The organism is Mesorhizobium sp. M1D.F.Ca.ET.043.01.1.1 (assembly GCF_003952385.1).
Taxonomy (GTDB): Bacteria; Pseudomonadota; Alphaproteobacteria; order Rhizobiales; family Rhizobiaceae; genus Mesorhizobium.
Window position 1 is genome coordinate 5,896,759 of record NZ_CP034444.1, and the last position, 15,416, is coordinate 5,912,174.

The following is a 15,416-nucleotide window of genomic DNA, read 5'->3' on the forward strand; positions in this document are numbered from 1 at the left end:
ATCGGTGACATGAAATGAGAGGACTTTGAATGGCCGCCCCCGGCGAGAATCTGCGAGTGAATTCAGACCGTTTGTGGGATTCCATCATGGAGATGGCGAAGATCGGCCCCGGCATTGCCGGCGGCAACAATCGCCAGACGCTCACCGATTCCGATAAGCAGGGCCGCGAGCTGTTCAAGTCCTGGTGCGACGAGGCCGGGCTCACCATGGGCGTGGACCAGATGGGCACCATGTTCATGACGCGACCCGGCACCGATCCGGACGCGCTGCCGGTCTATGTCGGCTCCCACCTCGATACCCAGCCGACCGGCGGCAAATATGACGGCGTGCTCGGCGTGCTTTCCGGCCTGGAGGTCGTGCGCTCGCTCAACGATCTCGGCATCAAGACCAAGCATCCGATCGTCGTCACCAACTGGACGAACGAGGAAGGCGCCCGTTTCGCGCCGGCCATGCTTGCGTCGGGCGTATTCGCAGCCGTGCATACCCAGGACTACGCCTATGCCCGCAAGGACCTCGACGGCCTGACCTTCGGCGACGAGCTGAAGCGTATCGGCTGGGTCGGCGACGAGAAGGTCGGCGCACGCAAGATGCACGCCTATTTCGAGTACCATATCGAGCAGGGGCCGATCCTCGAAGCCGAGAACAAGCAGATCGGCGTGGTTACGCACTGCCAGGGCCTGTGGTGGCTGGAGTTCACGCTGACCGGCAGGGAAGCGCATACCGGCTCGACGCCGATGAACATGCGCGTCAATGCCGGCCTTGCCATGGCGCGCATCCTGGAAATGGTGCAGACGGTCGCGATGGAGAACCAGCCGGGCGCCGTCGGCGGCGTTGGTCAGGTGAAGTTCTCGCCCAATTCGCGCAATGTTTTACCGGGCACTGTGATCTTCACCGTCGACATCCGCTCGCCGGACCAGGCGAAGCTCGACGGCATGCGCGCCCGCATCGAGAAGGAAGCTCCGAAGATCTGCGAGCCGCTCGGCGTCAAATGCTCGGTCGAGGCTGTGGGCCATTTCGATCCGGTGACCTTCGATCCGACGCTGGTCGGGCGCGTGCGCACGGCGGCCGAAAAACTGGGCTACAGCCACATGAACCTCATTTCCGGCGCCGGCCACGACGCCTGCTGGGCGGCCAAGGTCGCGCCGGCGACCATGGTCATGTGCCCCTGCGTCGGCGGGCTCAGTCACAACGAGGCCGAGGATATCTCCAAGGAATGGGCGGCGGCGGGCGCCGACGTGCTGTTCCACGCGGTGGTCGAGACGGCGGGAATCGTTGAATGACCGAATAGATCCGTCACCTCGCAACACCGCTCGCAAAGAAGCGCGAAAAGATCAGGGGAACTGAAGAGAATGACCAAAGTCATCAAGAACGGCACCATCGTCACCGCCGACCGGACATGGAAGGCCGACGTGGTGTTCAGCCACGGCAAGATCATCGCCATCGGCTCGGACCTGCACGGCGATCATGAGTTCGACGCCACGGGCTGCTACATCATGCCGGGCGGCATCGATCCGCACACCCATCTCGAAATGCCTTTCATGGGCACCTATTCGGCCGACGATTTCGAATCCGGCACGCGCGCGGCGCTCTCCGGCGGCACGACGATGGTGGTCGACTTCTGCCTGCCGGCGCCGCAGCAGTCGCTGCTCGAGGCCCTGCAGATGTGGGACAACAAGACCTCGAAGGCGGCTTGCGACTATTCCTTCCACATGGCGATCACCTGGTGGGGCAAGCAGGTGTTCGACGAGATGGCGACCGTGGTCGACCGGGGCATCACCTCGTTCAAGCACTTCATGGCCTATAAGGGCGCGCTGATGGTCGACGACGACGAGATGTATGCCTCGTTCCAGCGCTGCGCCGATCTCGGCGCGCTGCCGCTGGTGCATGCCGAGAATGGCGACGTGGTCGCTGCCCTCTCGCAAAAACTGCTTGCCGCCGGCAACAACGGGCCGGAAGGCCATGCCTATTCGCGCCCGCCGGAGGTGGAGGGCGAAGCGACCAATCGCGCCATCATGATCGCCGACATGGCCGGCGTGCCGCTCTACGTCGTGCACGTCTCCTGCGAGCAGAGCCACGAGGCCATCCGCCGCGCTCGCCAGAAGGGCATGCGGGTGTTCGGCGAGCCGCTGATCCAGCACCTGACGCTCGACGAGACCGAATATTTCAACAAGGACTGGGACCATGCGGCGCGGCGTGTGATGAGTCCGCCTTTCCGCAGCAAGTGGCATCAGGATTCGCTGTGGGCGGGCCTGCAGGCCGGCTCGCTGCAGGTGGTGGCGACGGACCACTGCTCCTTCACCACCAAGCAGAAGCGCAACGGCGTGGGCGACTTCACCAAGATCCCGAACGGGACCGGCGGGCTCGAGGACCGCTTGCCTATTCTTTGGACTACCGGCGTCAACACCGGCCGGCTGACGATGAACGAGTTCGTGGCGGTGACCTCGACCAACATCGCCAAGATCCTCAACATGTATCCGAAGAAAGGCGCGATCGTCGAAGGCGCCGACGCCGACATCCTCGTCTGGGATCCGAAGCGCAAGAAGAAGATCTCGGCCAAGAAGCAGCAGTCGGTGATCGACTACAATGTCTTCGAAGGTTTCGAGGTGACCGGCCTGCCGCGCTTCGTCTTCTCGCGCGGCGAGCTCTCGATCGAGGAGGCGGACGTCAAGGCCAAGATCGGCCATGGCGAGTTCGTCGCCCGCGAGCCGAACGCCGCGGTAAACCGGGCGCTGTCGACCTGGAAGGAGATTTCCGCGCCGCGTAAGGTGGAGCGCACCGGCATTCCGGCGACGGGAGTTTGAGCGTGCGGGCTCTCTATCTTGCAATCGCGGCTGCCTCGCTGCTGACCGCAGGCTCGGCCTTTGCTGCCGGCATCGACCTCAGCAAGCCTTACGGCGACAAGTATGGCTGCATCAACAGAAACGGCCAGGAAGTCACCGCCGATCAGATGCTGCTTCTGACCGACAAGGAGCTGATCACTGCGGCCAGCGCCTGCACCTTCAGCGACAAGCAGGTGCAGGCCGATGGTTCGCTTGTGGTGACAGCAAAATGTGAGGCGGAAGGCGAAGAGGGGCAGGCGCCGATCAAGTTCACCATCAAGCGCAGCAAAAAGAATGCGAAGAAGCTGGTGGTGACCGACCAGGACGGCAATGCAATGGGAGAAGTCTCCCGGTGCAAATGACGGCAATACCGTCGACCTCAGGCAACCAAGGCATCCAGTTCCGGCAGCAGGACAACGCTTTCCTGCTCGTTGGGATCTGTGCGGGCAATGACGGCCGAGGAAGGCGCGCCGCTCAGATTGGCCGGCAGATGCGGCACGCCAGCGGGGATGTAGAAGAGGTCGCCGGCCTTGACGACGATATGATGCTCGAGCCGGTCGCCGTACCAGGTGTGGACCTCGCCGGAGAGCACATAGATCGCCGTCTCGTGGTTCTCATGCATATGCGCCTTTGCGCGGGCGCCGGGTGGCATGGTGAGAAGATGCATGCAGATGCCGGAAGAGCCGACGGTCTCGGCGGCTATGCCGGCGAAATAGCTCAGCCCCTGCTTGCCTTCATAAGTGCTTTCAGGGCGAATAAGATGACAAGTGGGTTTAGGCGACATCGGCAAGGCTCCGGGCGTCGATCGAATGGGACTGGACGAGTGGAAAACAACATCAACGCAAAAGCAACGGGATTTCATCCTGCGCGGCAGCGGCTGCGAAAGGCAGGTTTCTGCCAATGAGCGGACAGTCGCCAGCCGTCGTTTCGGCAAGCAAGCTCGGCCTTACCTTCCAGACCAATGACGGTCCGGTGCAGGCGCTGTCAAATGTCGATCTCACCATAGGCAAGGGCGAATTCGTCTCCTTCATCGGCCCCTCGGGTTGCGGCAAGACCACGCTTCTGCGCGTCATCGCCGACCTGGAGAAGCCGACTTCGGGAACGATCTCCGTCAACGGCATGACGCCCGAGCAGGCGCGCGAGAAACGCGCCTATGGCTATGTCTTCCAGGCGGCGGCGCTGTTCCCGTGGCGCACGATCGAGCGCAACGTCGCGCTGCCGCTGGAGATCATCGGCCTCAGCCAGGCCGAGCAGGCGGAACGCATCAAGCGCACGCTCGAACTCGTCAACCTCTCCGGTTTCGAGAAGAAATACCCCTGGCAGCTTTCCGGCGGCATGCAGCAGCGCGCTTCGATCGCGCGTGCCTTGGCCTTCGACGCCGATCTGTTGTTGATGGACGAGCCGTTCGGCGCACTCGACGAGATCGTGCGCGACCATTTGAACGAACAGCTTCTGGAATTGTGGGAGCGGACCAACAAGACGATCTGCTTCGTCACCCATTCGATCCCCGAGGCGGTCTATCTGTCGACCCGCATCGTCGTCATGTCGCCGCGGCCGGGCCGCGTCAGCGACGTCATCGAATCGACCCTGCCGCGAAAGCGGCCGCTCGACATCCGCGAGACGCCGGAGTTCCTGGCGATCGCTGCGCGCGTGCGCGATGGGTTGAGGGCCGGGCACAGCTATGATGATTGAGCGCCGTCAGGAGCGAGCGCCTGCCCGCGCCTTCGTCATCCCAGGACGGAGCGCCCGCGATGCGGCGTGCGTGAAGGGAGCGGCCAACCACGCCTTCGTCATCCTAGGGCGAAGCACGCGCGAAGCGGCGTGCGCAGACCCTAGGATGACGAAGAGGAAGGCGCCCGGCCTTCGCTTCGCTCCGGCCACCCTCTCCCCGGTGGGGAGAGGAGAAGGGCGGCGCTAGATGGACTCCTTCCGTTCCAAGATCATTCCCGTCACCACCATCCTCGCCGGCCTGGTGGTGATCTGGTACGTCTTCGCCGTTATCCTCAACGCGCCGTTCCAGCGCGATCTTGACGCCAGAGCCAACGAGACTCCCGGCACTGTCGAATTCGTCGGCAAGACGCTGTCGCAGCCGAAGCCGACGCTGCCGGCGCCCCATCAGGTGGCGGTGAACTTCTTCGAGAACACCTTCCTGCGGTCGATCACCTCGAACCGCAGCCTCGTCTACAATGCCTGGGTGACGCTGTCCTCGACGCTGCTCGGCTTTGCCTTCGGCACGGCGCTGGGCATCGTCATCGCGGTCGGCATCGTGCATGTGGCGACGCTCGACCGCAGCCTGATGCCATGGATCATCGCCTCGCAGACTGTCCCGATCCTGGCGGTGGCGCCGATGATCATCGTGGTGCTGGCGGCGATCGGCATCACCGGCCTGGTCCCGAAGGCGCTGATCTCGACCTATCTCTCTTTCTTCCCCGTTGCTGTCGGCATGGTGAAGGGCCTGCGCTCGCCCGAGCTCATGCATCTCGACCTGATGCACACCTACAACGCCAGCCGCTCGCAGACCTTCTGGAAGCTGAGGGTGCCGGCTTCGGTGCCGTTCCTGTTCACCTCGATGAAGGTGGCGGTGGCGGCAAGCCTGGTCGGCGCCATCGTCGGCGAACTGCCGACAGGCGCCGTCGCCGGCATCGGCGCCAAGCTCTTGTCCGGCGCCTATTACAGCCAGACGATCGACATCTGGTCGGCGCTGGTCGCTGGTTCCGTGGTCGCTGCGCTGCTGGTGATGGTGGTCGGCATTGCCGGCCGCTTGGTCGACCGCGCCATGGGCGGGAGGCCGGCATGAACTGGCTGAAACCATCCTGGCAAGCGATGCTTGCGATCGTCTTTTGCCTCATCGCCTTCGCGCTCGGCGCGATGTCGAAACCGGAAGCGGCCGCGCTGGCCCAGCCCGCCGCGACGATCGCCTACCCGTATATGGGCACAAAGGGCCTGATCCTCGCGCTGCTGCTGATCGCCGCGCTGGTTTCCACCGTGAGACTCGCGCCGGTTGTCGAGGCCGCCGTGCTGTTCATCGGCGCCCATTTCGCTGCCTGGCTGCTGATCAAGGGCATAGGCGGCTTCGAGGGTACTGCGTTGGCGCCTTACTTTTTGACTCTCGCAGCCGCGTGGTTGCTTGCTTGGCGCTGTGTGGCCCTCCTATCTTCGCTAAGACCCGCGGCCAACGGGGCGAAGACCGCGCTGCGCCTCATCATCCCGGCGATCTTCGGCGCCTGGATCCTGATCATCTGGGAAGCGGTGACGCGGGGCGCCGGCATCCCGTTCATCCTTTTGCCGCCGCCAAGCGCCATCGGCGCGCGCATCGCCAACTCGCTGCCGATCCTGGGGTCGGATGTGCGGCAGACCATCTTCAAGGCGGTGCTGGTCGGCTATATCGTCGGCAACCTCGCCGGCTTCATCGTCGCCATCCTCGCCGACCGCGTGCCGTTCCTGCGGCGAGGGCTGCTGCCGATCGGCAACATGGTGTCGGCGCTGCCGATCATCGGTGTAGCGCCGATCATGGTGATGTGGTTCGGCTTCGATTGGCCGTCCAAGGCCGCGGTCGTCATCATCATGACCTTCTTCCCGATGCTGGTGAACACGGTCGCCGGGCTTGCCGCCTCCGGCCATATGGAGCGCGACCTGATGCGCACCTATGCGTCGGGTTATTGGCCGACGCTTCTGAAGCTCAGGCTGCCGGCGGCAATGCCGTTCATCTTCAACGCGCTGAAGATCAACTCGACGCTGGCGCTGATCGGCGCCATCGTCGCGGAGTTCTTCGGCACCCCGGTGGTGGGCATGGGATTCCGCATTTCGACGGAAGTCGGGCGGATGAACATCGACATGGTGTGGGCCGAAATCGCAGTTGCAGCACTGGCGGGTTCGGTCTTTTATGGTGTGGTCGCTCTAGTCGAGAGAGCCGTCACGTTTTGGCATCCCTCTGTCCGTGGTGGATAGGGGCGGTGGGTTCAAGGGTGCTAACTTCAGAGGGTAAAAACATGAAAAGACTTGTAATTTCTGCTCTGGCCGGGGCGATGTCGCTGGCCGCTTTCCAGGCGATGGCCGCCGACAAGCTGACGCTGCAGCTGAAATGGGTCACCCAGGCCCAGTTCGCCGGCTATTATGTCGCCAAGGCGAAGGGCTTCTATGATGCCGAGGGCCTCGACGTCGACATCAAGCCCGGGGGTCCCGACATCGCGCCCGAGCAGGTGATCGCCGGCGGCGGCGCCGACGTGATCGTCGACTGGATGGGCGGGGCGCTCGCCGCGCGCGAAAAGGGCGTGCCGCTGGTCAACATCGCCCAGCCGTTCAAGAAGGCCGGCATGGAGCTGGTCTGCCCGAAGGACGGCCCGATCAAGACCGAGGCCGATTTCAAGGGCCATACGCTCGGCGTCTGGTTCTTCGGCAACGAATATCCGTTCTACGCCTGGATGAACAAGCTCGGCCTCAAGACCGAGGGGGGACCGGACGGCGTCACCGTGCTCAAGCAGAGCTTCGATGTGCAGCCGCTGATCCAGAAGCAGGCGGACTGCATCTCGGTCATGACCTATAACGAGTACTGGCAGCTGATCGACGCCGGCTACAAGCCGGAGCAGCTGACCGTGTTCAACTACTCGGCCATGGGCAACGATTTGCTCGAAGACGGGCTCTATGCGTTGGGAGACAAGCTCAAGGATCCGGCCTTCGAGGACAAGATGGTGCGTTTCGTGCGCGCTTCGATGAAGGGCTGGAAATATGCCGTGGACAACTCCGACGAGGCAGCCGGCATCGTCATGGACAATGGCGGCCAGGACGAGAACCACCAGAAGCGGATGATGGGCGAAGTCGCCAAGCTGATCGACAATGCCGATGGCAAGCTGATTCCGGAAGCCTATGAGCGCACCGCCAAGGCGCTGCTCGACCAGAAGATCATCGCCAAGCAGCCGGAAGGCGCGTACACCACGGCGATCACCGACAAGGCGATCAAGTAGGCCGGCTGAACGCTGACATGCTGATCTGGGAACGGCGCCTCAGAGGCGCCGTTCCTTTATGGTGTTCATGACGAAGCTGGTCTCGATCGAGGCGACGCATTTCAGCCGCGCGATCTTTTCCTTGATGAAGCGCTCGTACTGCTCGAGGCTTCCTGCCACCACCTTCAGCACATAGTCGCGCGAGCCGGTGACGAGGTGGCATTCCAGGACCTCTTCCCAGCCGCGGATCGCGTCCTCGAACATGACGATCTCGTCCTCGTTCTGACGGCTGAGCCGGATGGTGGCGATGGCAACCATACCCCAGCCGAAGGCGGCCGGATCGACCAGCGCGGTGTAGCCTCTGATAACGCCGGCTTCCTCCAGCCGCCGCACGCGCCTCAGGCAGGGCGACGGCGACAGGCCGATCCGCTCGGCAAGCTCGTTGTTGGTGATGCGGGCGTCGGCTTGCAGCTCACGCAGGATCTTGCGGTCGAAATCGTCGGCTATCTTCTGCTGCATTTTCGGCCTTTCCAGGCAATAGATTGCCATAACGCAGCCATGAGAGCCCAAAAATAGCAAGGACTGTATGATTGGGATCGCATAAATTGCGGTGCGACACTCCTCGAAAAGCAGGAAAAAGCCATGACCGCGCCGCGCCCTTCGAAAACCCATATCGGCAACCACAAGCTCCACCCTGAGACGCTGATGCTGAGCTATGGCTTCGATCCGCAGCTCTCGGAGGGGGCGGTCAAGCCACCGGTGTTCCTCACCTCGACCTTCGTGTTCAGATCGGCGGAAGAGGGACGCGATTTCTTCGACTACACCTCGGGCCGCAAGGAGCCGCCGAGCGGCACGGCTTCCGGTCTGGTCTATTCGCGCTTCAACCACCCCAACAGCGAGATCGTCGAGGACCGGCTGGCGATCTATGAGGGAACGGACGCCTGCATCCTGTTCTCATCCGGCATGTCGGCGATCGCGACGACACTTTTCGCCTATGCTCGCCCGGGCGATGTCATCCTGCATTCGCAGCCGCTCTATGGCGGCACCGAGACGCTTCTGACGCGCACGCTTGCCGGCTTCGGCATCGAGGCTGTCGGCTTCGCGGACGGTGTCGATGAGGCGGCGGTACGCGTGGCTGCCGACGCTGCCGTCGGCAAGGGCCGCGTGTCGGTCATTCTGATCGAGACACCGTCAAATCCGACCAACAGCCTTGTCGATATTGCGCTGATGCGGAGGATCGCCGACGAGATCGGCGTCCGGCAAGGAACGACGCCGATCATCGTCTGCGACAACACCCTGCTCGGTCCGGTATTCCAGCGGCCTATCGAACACGGCGCCGATGTTTCCGTCTATTCGCTGACCAAATATGTCGGCGGCCATTCCGACCTGATCGCGGGTGCCGCCATGGGCAGCAAGGCGGTCACCAAGCCGATCAAGGCGCTGCGCGGCGCAATCGGCACGCAGCTCGACCCGCATTCCTGCTGGATGCTCGGCCGTTCGCTGGAAACGCTGTCGATCCGCATGGAACGGGCAAACGACAACGCGCGCCTGGTCGCCGAATTCCTGCGCGACCATCCCAAAATCGCGAGGGTGCACTATCTGCCGTTTCTGGACGAGGATACATCAGCGGGCCGCACCTACCGAGCACAATGCAGTGGCGCCGGCTCGACATTTTCCTTCGACATTCGCGGCGGCCAGAAGGCGGCTTTCGGGTTTCTCAACAGCCTGCAGATCTTCAAGCTGGCGGTCAGCCTCGGCGGTACGGAATCGCTGGCCAGCCATCCGGCTGCCATGACCCATTCCGGTATTCCCTACGACGTGCGCCAGCGCATCGGCGTGCTTGAGACCACAGTCAGGCTGTCAATCGGCGTCGAGCATGCTGACGATCTGATCGCCGACCTGACACAGGCGCTGGCGGCCGTCTGATCATTACCTTCGTGGAATCTGAAAAAGGGGCGGGCGATCGCCCCTTTTTCGTGGTGCGGTAAAATCTGCGTGTGCCGGGATACATCGGGCCACTCAGCCGTTGCAGTGATGCATCCGCGCGCCGGGGGGCCGCGGCGGAGCTGTACTCAACGGAGGTTCTTCATGCGCATCCAATCCTTGCCGCTGCTTTCGGCGCTAGCGGTTTCGACCGCCTTCCTGCTCGCATCGCCGGCCATGGCCGAGACGATGAAGTTCAAGGCGACGCTCGATGGCAGCCAGCAGACCCCGCCCGTCACCACCAAGGGCAAGGGAACTGCCACGTTCACATTCAACACCACCAGCAAGAAGCTTAGCTGGAACGTCAAATATTCCGGCCTCAGCGGCCCGGCGGCAGCCGCTCACATTCACGGCCCGGCCGCAATGGGGCAAAATGCCGATCCGGTAATCCCGTTCAAGAAGCTCAAGAGCCCGATCAAGGGGTCGGCGACCTTGACCGATGCGCAAGCGGCCGATCTGGAAGCCGGCAAGTATTACGTCAACGTCCACACCAAGGCGAACCCTGACGGCGAGATCCGTGGGCAGATCGAGAAGGCGGCGGCGTCGATGTAGCAGGGTTTGGTGGCCAAAAACGAGGCGGGCGGTCCGCCTCGTTTTTGGAGTCACGACTTGTCGCGGATCTGCGTCAGCGTGCGCGTCGGCGTGATCGCCTCGGGATCGAGCTTGATCTCGACGATCGACGGCTTGCCGCTGGCGCGGGCGCGTTCGAAGGCAGGCGCGAAGTCTTCGGTCTTCTCGACCGTCTCGCCATGGCCGCCATAGGCGCGGGCAAGCGCGGCGAAGTCCGGGTTCTTGAGGTCAGTGGCGACGACCCGGCTCGGATATTCCCGCTCCTGATGCATGCGGATCGTGCCGTAAATGCCGTTGTTGACGACGATGACGATGATCGGCAGGTCGTATTGCGCGGCGGTCGCGAATTCCTGCCCGTTCATCAGGAAGCAGCCGTCGCCGGCGAAGGCAACTACGGTGCGATCCGGGAACAGCGCCTTGGCCGCGACCGCGGCCGGAGTGCCGTAGCCCATCGAGCCTGAGGTTGGTGCTGCCTGCGTGGCGAAGCGGCGGGAGCGGTAGAAGCGATGCACCCAGGTGGCGTAGTTGCCGGCGCCGTTGGTGAGGATGGCGTCCTCCGGGAGCGTCTCATTCAGATAGTCCATGATCGGCCCCATCTGGACCGCGCCCGGACCGGTTTGCGGCGGCGTCGACCATTCGAGATAGGCGGCATGCGCCTTTTCCGTCTCGGGTGACCATGAAGGCTTGGCGGCAGGCTTGCGCCTGGCAAAGGCCTCGACGAAAGCGGCGGGCGAGGCGTTGATGGCAATCGTCGGCCGGTAGACGCGGCCGAGCTCGCCGGCATCGGCATGGACATGGACCAGCGCCTGGTCGGGGTAGGGGCTCTTCAGCAGCGTGTAGTCGGAGGACGGCATCTCTCCCATGCGACCGCCGATCAGCAGCACGACATCGGCCGCCTTGATCTGCGCCGCAAGTTTGGGATTGATGCCGATGCCGACATCGCCGGCGTAGTTCGCATGAAGATGGTCGAACAGCATCTGGCGGCGGAAAGAACAGCCGACGGGAAGCGACCATGCCTCGGCGATCGCGCGCATCCGCGCCACCGCTTGCTCGTCCCAGCGCGTGCCGCCGAGGATGACGAACGGGCGCTTGGCACCGGCGAGCAGCATTTCCAGCGCGTCGAGCTCGGCCTCGCCGGGTCGCGTCTCCACCGGCGTATGGGGAAGCGCTTGCGGCGCCTCGACCTCGCTGGTCAGCATGTCCTCGGGCAGCGAGATGACGACCGGGCCGGGGCGGCCGGATGTTGCCACCGCGAAGGCGCGGGTGACGAATTCCGGAATGCGCGAGGCGTCGTCGATCTCGACCACCCATTTGGCGATGTCGCCGAAGAAGCGCTTGTAGTCGACCTCCTGGAAGGCTTCGCGCTGCTTGGCGTGGCTGGCGACCTGGCCGATGAACAGGATCAGCGGCACCGAATCCTGCATGGCGATGTGGATGCCGGCGGAGGCGTTGGTGGCGCCGGGGCCGCGGGTGACGAAGCAGATGCCGGGCTTGCCGGTCAGACGTCCCTGGCAATCGGCCATCATTGCCGCACCGCCTTCCTGGCGGCAGACAATGGTGCGGATCGACGAGTCATGCAGCGCATCGAGCACCGCCAGATAGGATTCGCCGGGCACGCAGAAGATGCGGTCGGTGCCGTTCGCTTCGAGCGCCTCGACGATCAGTTGTCCGCCGGTCTTCATTTTGCTGATCCCTCCAGTTCGGCGAGGATTTCCTCTGTGTGCTCGCCGAGCCGCGGCGACGGGCGCTCGAAGACGAGCGGCGTGCCCGACATCACCATCGGCGCGCGCACCGAAGGCAGAACGTTGCCGTGGCCGTCGTCGAGGTCGAGCCGCATGCCGCGCGCGATGGTCTGCGGGTCGGCGAACATCTGGCCGATCGTGTTGATCGGGCTTGCCGGCACGCCCGCCGCTTCGAGCTTGGCCAGCAGCGGATCACGATCCCAGGTGCTCAGCGTCTCGATGATCAGCTCGCGCAGCTTGGCCCGATTGGCGACGCGCGCGGGGTTGGTGGCGAAATCCGGATTGGCAGGCAGATCGTTGAGGCCGACGACGGCGCAGAACTTGCCGAACTGGCCGTCATTGCCGACCGCAAGGATGATGTGGCCATCCTTCACCGGCAGCACCTCGTAAGGCGCGATGTTCATATGCGCGTTGCCCATCTGCACCGGCGATTTGCCGGAAACGAGATAGTTGAGGTTCTGATTGCCGAGCGCCGAGATCTGGCTGTCGAAAAGCGCCATGTCGATATGCTGGCCTTCGCCGGTCTTCTCGGCGTGGCGCAGCGCCGCCTGGACGGCGATCACCGAATAGAGGCCGGTGAACAGATCGGAAATGGCTACGCCTGCCTTCTGCGGCTCGCGGCCGGCCTCGCCGGTGATCGACATCATGCCGGCCATCGCCTGGATGATGAAATCGTAGCCGGCGCGGGGCGCGTAGGGACCGTCCTGGCCGAAGCCGGTGATCGAGCAATAGATGAGGCGCGGGTTGACCTGCCTCAGGCTCTCATAGTCAAGGCCGTACTTCTTGAGCCCGCCGAGCTTGAAGTTCTCGATCAGCACGTCGGCGGTGGCGACGAGGCGACGCAGCGTGTCGGCGCCCTCGGGCTTGGAAAAATCGATGGCGATCGACCGCTTGCCGCGATTGCAGGAATGATAGTAGGCCGCCGACAGGTTCTCGCCGTCATGGCTCATGACGAAGGGCGGACCCCATTTGCGGGTGTCGTCGCCGCCGTCCGGGCTCTCGACCTTGATGACATCGGCGCCGAGATCGGCGAGCAACTGGCCGGCCCAGGGGCCCGCCAGGATGCGGGCGAGTTCGATAACGCGGATGCCTTTCAGCGGGGGTTCGGCCATGGATCACCGTGATGGGTCGAAAGCGCAGCCTCTATCAACAGCAGTCGTCCCTGTCACGGCTCTTGCAATGGGCCACGCCAGATCAGGATTTGAGCACGCTGTCTGCCCAGGCAGCGAAATCATTCATGACGGCGTCGCGGTTGACCTCGTTGAGGCTTTCGTGGCGGGTCTCGGCGTAAACCTTTGAAACCAGATTCGAAAAGCCCATTCGGTCCATGCGCCGGGCGAGATGGCGAACCGCCTTGCCATAGTCGGACGCCGGGTCCTTCTCGCCGCCGACCAGGTTGACGGGGAGCTCGCGGCGCACGCCGGCGAAGCTGGAATCCTTGCCGGCGTGGAGCGCCATGTTGACCACATCGCGCCACATCGAGATCGAGGCGTTCCAGCCGCAGAGCGGATCGGCGACGTATTTGTCGACCTCGGTCGGGTCGCGCGACAGCCAGTCGAACAAGGTCCGGTGGTTTGGCACGGCCTTGCCCCAGGCCTGGAAGGTGAGCCTGGGCAGCAGGCGGGACGGCACGTCGGAGCCCAGCCGCATCCGTTCCCAGCCGAGAATGCCCAGCGCCAGCTGGCCGAGCAGGCCTTGCGAGAAATTGCCGTTCCAGATCGCGGCGGCATGGACGCGCTGCGAGTGGCGCAGGACGAAATTCAGCGCGATCGAGGCGCCGAGCGAATGGCCGAAGACGATGACCGGCAATCCCGGGTGCTCGGCGGCGATCAGGTCGTGGGCGGCGCCGACATCCGCAATCACCTTGGCGATGCCGTCGACGCCGGCGAACCTGCCGGGCGGCGCATCGGGCGCCTTTGTCGAGCCATGACCGCGATGGTCATGGGCGTAGACGTGGAAGCCGCGCGGGGCGAGGAATTCGGCAAAGCGGGCATAGCGCCCCGCATGCTCGGCCAGGCCATGATTGATCTGGATCACGGCGCGCGGGGTCGTCAGCGCCTGTTTCACGTAGATGTTGAGGTCGGCCCCGGTCGGTGAAGCCAGCCTGGTCTGTTTGTCGAATGGCATGTCTCGCTCCCTTCGCGACTGATGGGCGAGGGTTTCTGCGACGTCAAGAGCGCGCGTTCCTTCGCCCGGTATCGAGAGGCAAGCGCCTATCGCTCTCCTGGGGATTATTTCTGCGCAGTGAAAAAGATCGCAATTCTGACACGCCGCCTGTTCTAGGGTGACGAATTCAATATGGGTTCAATGATCGCCGGGAGAGTGGAATGCGGGTTTGGGCAGTTTGGGGTTCGGTTGTTCTGGCTCTGGTCGGCGCCGGGGCGGCACGGGCCGATGTGAAGATGAGCGGGACCTTCGTGTCCGACAGCGCCTGTCCTGCGACACAAGCCATCAAGAGCGGCAAGAACCCCGGCAACGTGTCCACCCAGGCAGGACAAAGCTATCAGCTTCTGGCCGGCAACAAGGACGAGCCCACGCATTACCTCATCCAGGTTCCGGGCGCCGATCCCGAGCGGCGCTGGGTGAAGATCAGCTGCGGCCATGTCAGCGGCGGCAACGCGGCGACGGCCCCGGCGCCAGCCGGCCAGACCAAGCCGCCGTCGTCGGCCTCCGGGAAACCGGAATATGTCTTTGCGCTGAGTTGGCAGCCGGCTTTCTGCGAGACCAAGGCAAGCAAGCCGGAATGCAAGGCGCAGAACCCCAGCGAGTTCGATGCCTCGCACTTTACCCTGCACGGGCTGTGGCCGCAGCCGAACGGCAATTTCTATTGCCAGGTGTCGGCGGGCGACAAGGCCAACGACAATCCCGCGCATTGGGGTGATTTGCCGCCCGTCAATCTCGACGCCAGCACGCGCGCCGAGCTCGACCAGGTGATGCCGGGCACGGCCTCCAAGCTGGAGCGTCACGAATGGATCAAGCACGGCACCTGCTACGGCAAGAGCCAGCAGGAGTATTTCTCCGACGCGCTCAATCTGATGCGCGCGGTGAACGCCTCGCCGGTGCGCGATCTCTTCACCAAGAGCGTCGGCAAGCAGCTGACATCGGAACAGATACGCGATGCCTTCGACCAAGCCTTCGGCAAGGGCGCCGGCGAGCGCGTGCGCGTCTCCTGCCTTGTCGATCCGTCGAGCGGCCGGCGGCTGATCGGCGAGCTGACGCTCGGTCTCTCCGGTCCGATCAGTCCTGACAGCAAGCTCGCCGACCTGCTCATGGCCTCGGCGCCGACGGGCAAGGCCGGCTGCCCGAAGGGCACGGTCGACGCGATCGGATTCCAGTAAGAGCTTCCGGCAGCCGGGTTGGCT

15 protein-coding genes are annotated in these 15,416 nt (G+C 63.8%); 10 read left to right on the forward strand and 5 right to left on the reverse strand.

What is annotated here, in order from left to right; translation table 11 throughout:
* Positions 1 to 29 precede the first annotated feature (29 nt).
* From EJ067_RS28225 to EJ067_RS28235, 3 genes are all read left to right on the forward strand, one after another.
* Positions 30 to 1,280 (forward strand): Zn-dependent hydrolase, encoded by a 1,251-nt coding sequence (locus EJ067_RS28225; RefSeq protein WP_126088426.1) that lies wholly within the window; start codon positions 30 to 32, stop codon positions 1,278 to 1,280.
* 69 nt (positions 1,281 to 1,349) lie between these two features.
* Positions 1,350 to 2,801 (forward strand): dihydropyrimidinase, encoded by a 1,452-nt coding sequence (hydA, locus tag EJ067_RS28230; protein ID WP_126088427.1) that lies wholly within the window; start codon positions 1,350 to 1,352, stop codon positions 2,799 to 2,801.
* A gap of 2 nt (positions 2,802 to 2,803) precedes the next feature.
* Entirely contained in the window at positions 2,804 to 3,181 is a 378-nt protein-coding gene (locus EJ067_RS28235) for a hypothetical protein (RefSeq protein ID WP_189510151.1), read from the forward strand.
* Positions 3,182 to 3,198: 17 nt separating this feature from the next.
* Here EJ067_RS28235 and EJ067_RS28240 read toward each other — a convergent pair whose 3' ends face one another.
* Complete coding sequence (locus EJ067_RS28240; protein ID WP_189343863.1) at positions 3,199 to 3,609, reverse strand: cupin domain-containing protein; 411 nt, start codon at positions 3,607 to 3,609, stop codon at positions 3,199 to 3,201.
* A gap of 110 nt (positions 3,610 to 3,719) precedes the next feature.
* Between EJ067_RS28240 and EJ067_RS28245 the strand changes: the two genes are divergently transcribed.
* The 4 genes from EJ067_RS28245 (at position 3,720) to EJ067_RS28265 (ending at position 7,780) form a co-directional block, all read left to right on the forward strand.
* On the forward strand, positions 3,720 to 4,511 hold the full coding sequence (locus EJ067_RS28245; protein WP_126088430.1) for an ABC transporter ATP-binding protein: 792 nt from the start codon (positions 3,720 to 3,722) through the stop codon (positions 4,509 to 4,511).
* A gap of 226 nt (positions 4,512 to 4,737) precedes the next feature.
* Positions 4,738 to 5,616 (forward strand): ABC transporter permease, encoded by an 879-nt coding sequence (locus EJ067_RS28255; protein ID WP_126088432.1) that lies wholly within the window; start codon positions 4,738 to 4,740, stop codon positions 5,614 to 5,616.
* The gene (locus tag EJ067_RS28260; RefSeq protein ID WP_126088433.1) at positions 5,613 to 6,767 is read left to right on the forward strand and encodes an ABC transporter permease; all 1,155 of its coding nucleotides are present in this window, start codon (positions 5,613 to 5,615) and stop codon (positions 6,765 to 6,767) included. Before EJ067_RS28255 ends, EJ067_RS28260 begins: the two co-directional genes overlap by 4 nt.
* Before the next feature lie 41 nt (positions 6,768 to 6,808).
* Positions 6,809 to 7,780, forward strand: a complete 972-nt coding sequence (locus EJ067_RS28265; RefSeq protein ID WP_126088434.1) for an ABC transporter substrate-binding protein — start codon at positions 6,809 to 6,811, stop codon at positions 7,778 to 7,780.
* A 39-nt stretch (positions 7,781 to 7,819) separates the two neighbouring features.
* Here EJ067_RS28265 and EJ067_RS28270 read toward each other — a convergent pair whose 3' ends face one another.
* Complete coding sequence (locus tag EJ067_RS28270; protein WP_126088435.1) at positions 7,820 to 8,278, reverse strand: Lrp/AsnC family transcriptional regulator; 459 nt, start codon at positions 8,276 to 8,278, stop codon at positions 7,820 to 7,822.
* Positions 8,279 to 8,401: 123 nt separating this feature from the next.
* Between EJ067_RS28270 and EJ067_RS28275 the strand changes: the two genes are divergently transcribed.
* Both EJ067_RS28275 and EJ067_RS28280 read left to right on the forward strand, forming a co-directional pair.
* The gene (locus EJ067_RS28275) at positions 8,402 to 9,685 is read left to right on the forward strand and encodes a cystathionine gamma-synthase family protein (RefSeq protein WP_126088436.1); all 1,284 of its coding nucleotides are present in this window, start codon (positions 8,402 to 8,404) and stop codon (positions 9,683 to 9,685) included.
* A gap of 162 nt (positions 9,686 to 9,847) precedes the next feature.
* The gene (locus tag EJ067_RS28280; protein WP_126088437.1) at positions 9,848 to 10,294 is read left to right on the forward strand and encodes a CHRD domain-containing protein; all 447 of its coding nucleotides are present in this window, start codon (positions 9,848 to 9,850) and stop codon (positions 10,292 to 10,294) included.
* Positions 10,295 to 10,344: 50 nt separating this feature from the next.
* Here the strand turns inward: EJ067_RS28280 and EJ067_RS28285 are convergent, their stop codons facing one another.
* From EJ067_RS28285 to EJ067_RS28295, 3 genes are all read right to left on the reverse strand, one after another.
* Complete coding sequence (locus EJ067_RS28285; RefSeq protein WP_126088438.1) at positions 10,345 to 11,994, reverse strand: thiamine pyrophosphate-binding protein; 1,650 nt, start codon at positions 11,992 to 11,994, stop codon at positions 10,345 to 10,347.
* Positions 11,991 to 13,166, reverse strand: coding sequence for a CaiB/BaiF CoA-transferase family protein (locus tag EJ067_RS28290; protein WP_126088439.1), 1,176 nt, complete (start codon positions 13,164 to 13,166; stop codon positions 11,991 to 11,993). The genes EJ067_RS28285 and EJ067_RS28290 overlap by 4 nt, the downstream gene beginning before the upstream one ends.
* Positions 13,167 to 13,248: 82 nt before the next feature.
* Positions 13,249 to 14,181 carry an alpha/beta hydrolase gene (locus EJ067_RS28295; RefSeq protein WP_126088440.1) on the reverse strand — a complete coding sequence of 311 codons (933 nt, stop codon included), beginning with the start codon at positions 14,179 to 14,181 and terminating at the stop codon, positions 13,249 to 13,251.
* Positions 14,182 to 14,381: 200 nt separating this feature from the next.
* Here EJ067_RS28295 and EJ067_RS28300 point away from each other — a divergent pair, with 200 nt between their 5' ends.
* Positions 14,382 to 15,392 (forward strand): ribonuclease, encoded by a 1,011-nt coding sequence (locus tag EJ067_RS28300; RefSeq protein ID WP_126088441.1) that lies wholly within the window; start codon positions 14,382 to 14,384, stop codon positions 15,390 to 15,392.
* Positions 15,393 to 15,416 lie beyond the last annotated feature (24 nt).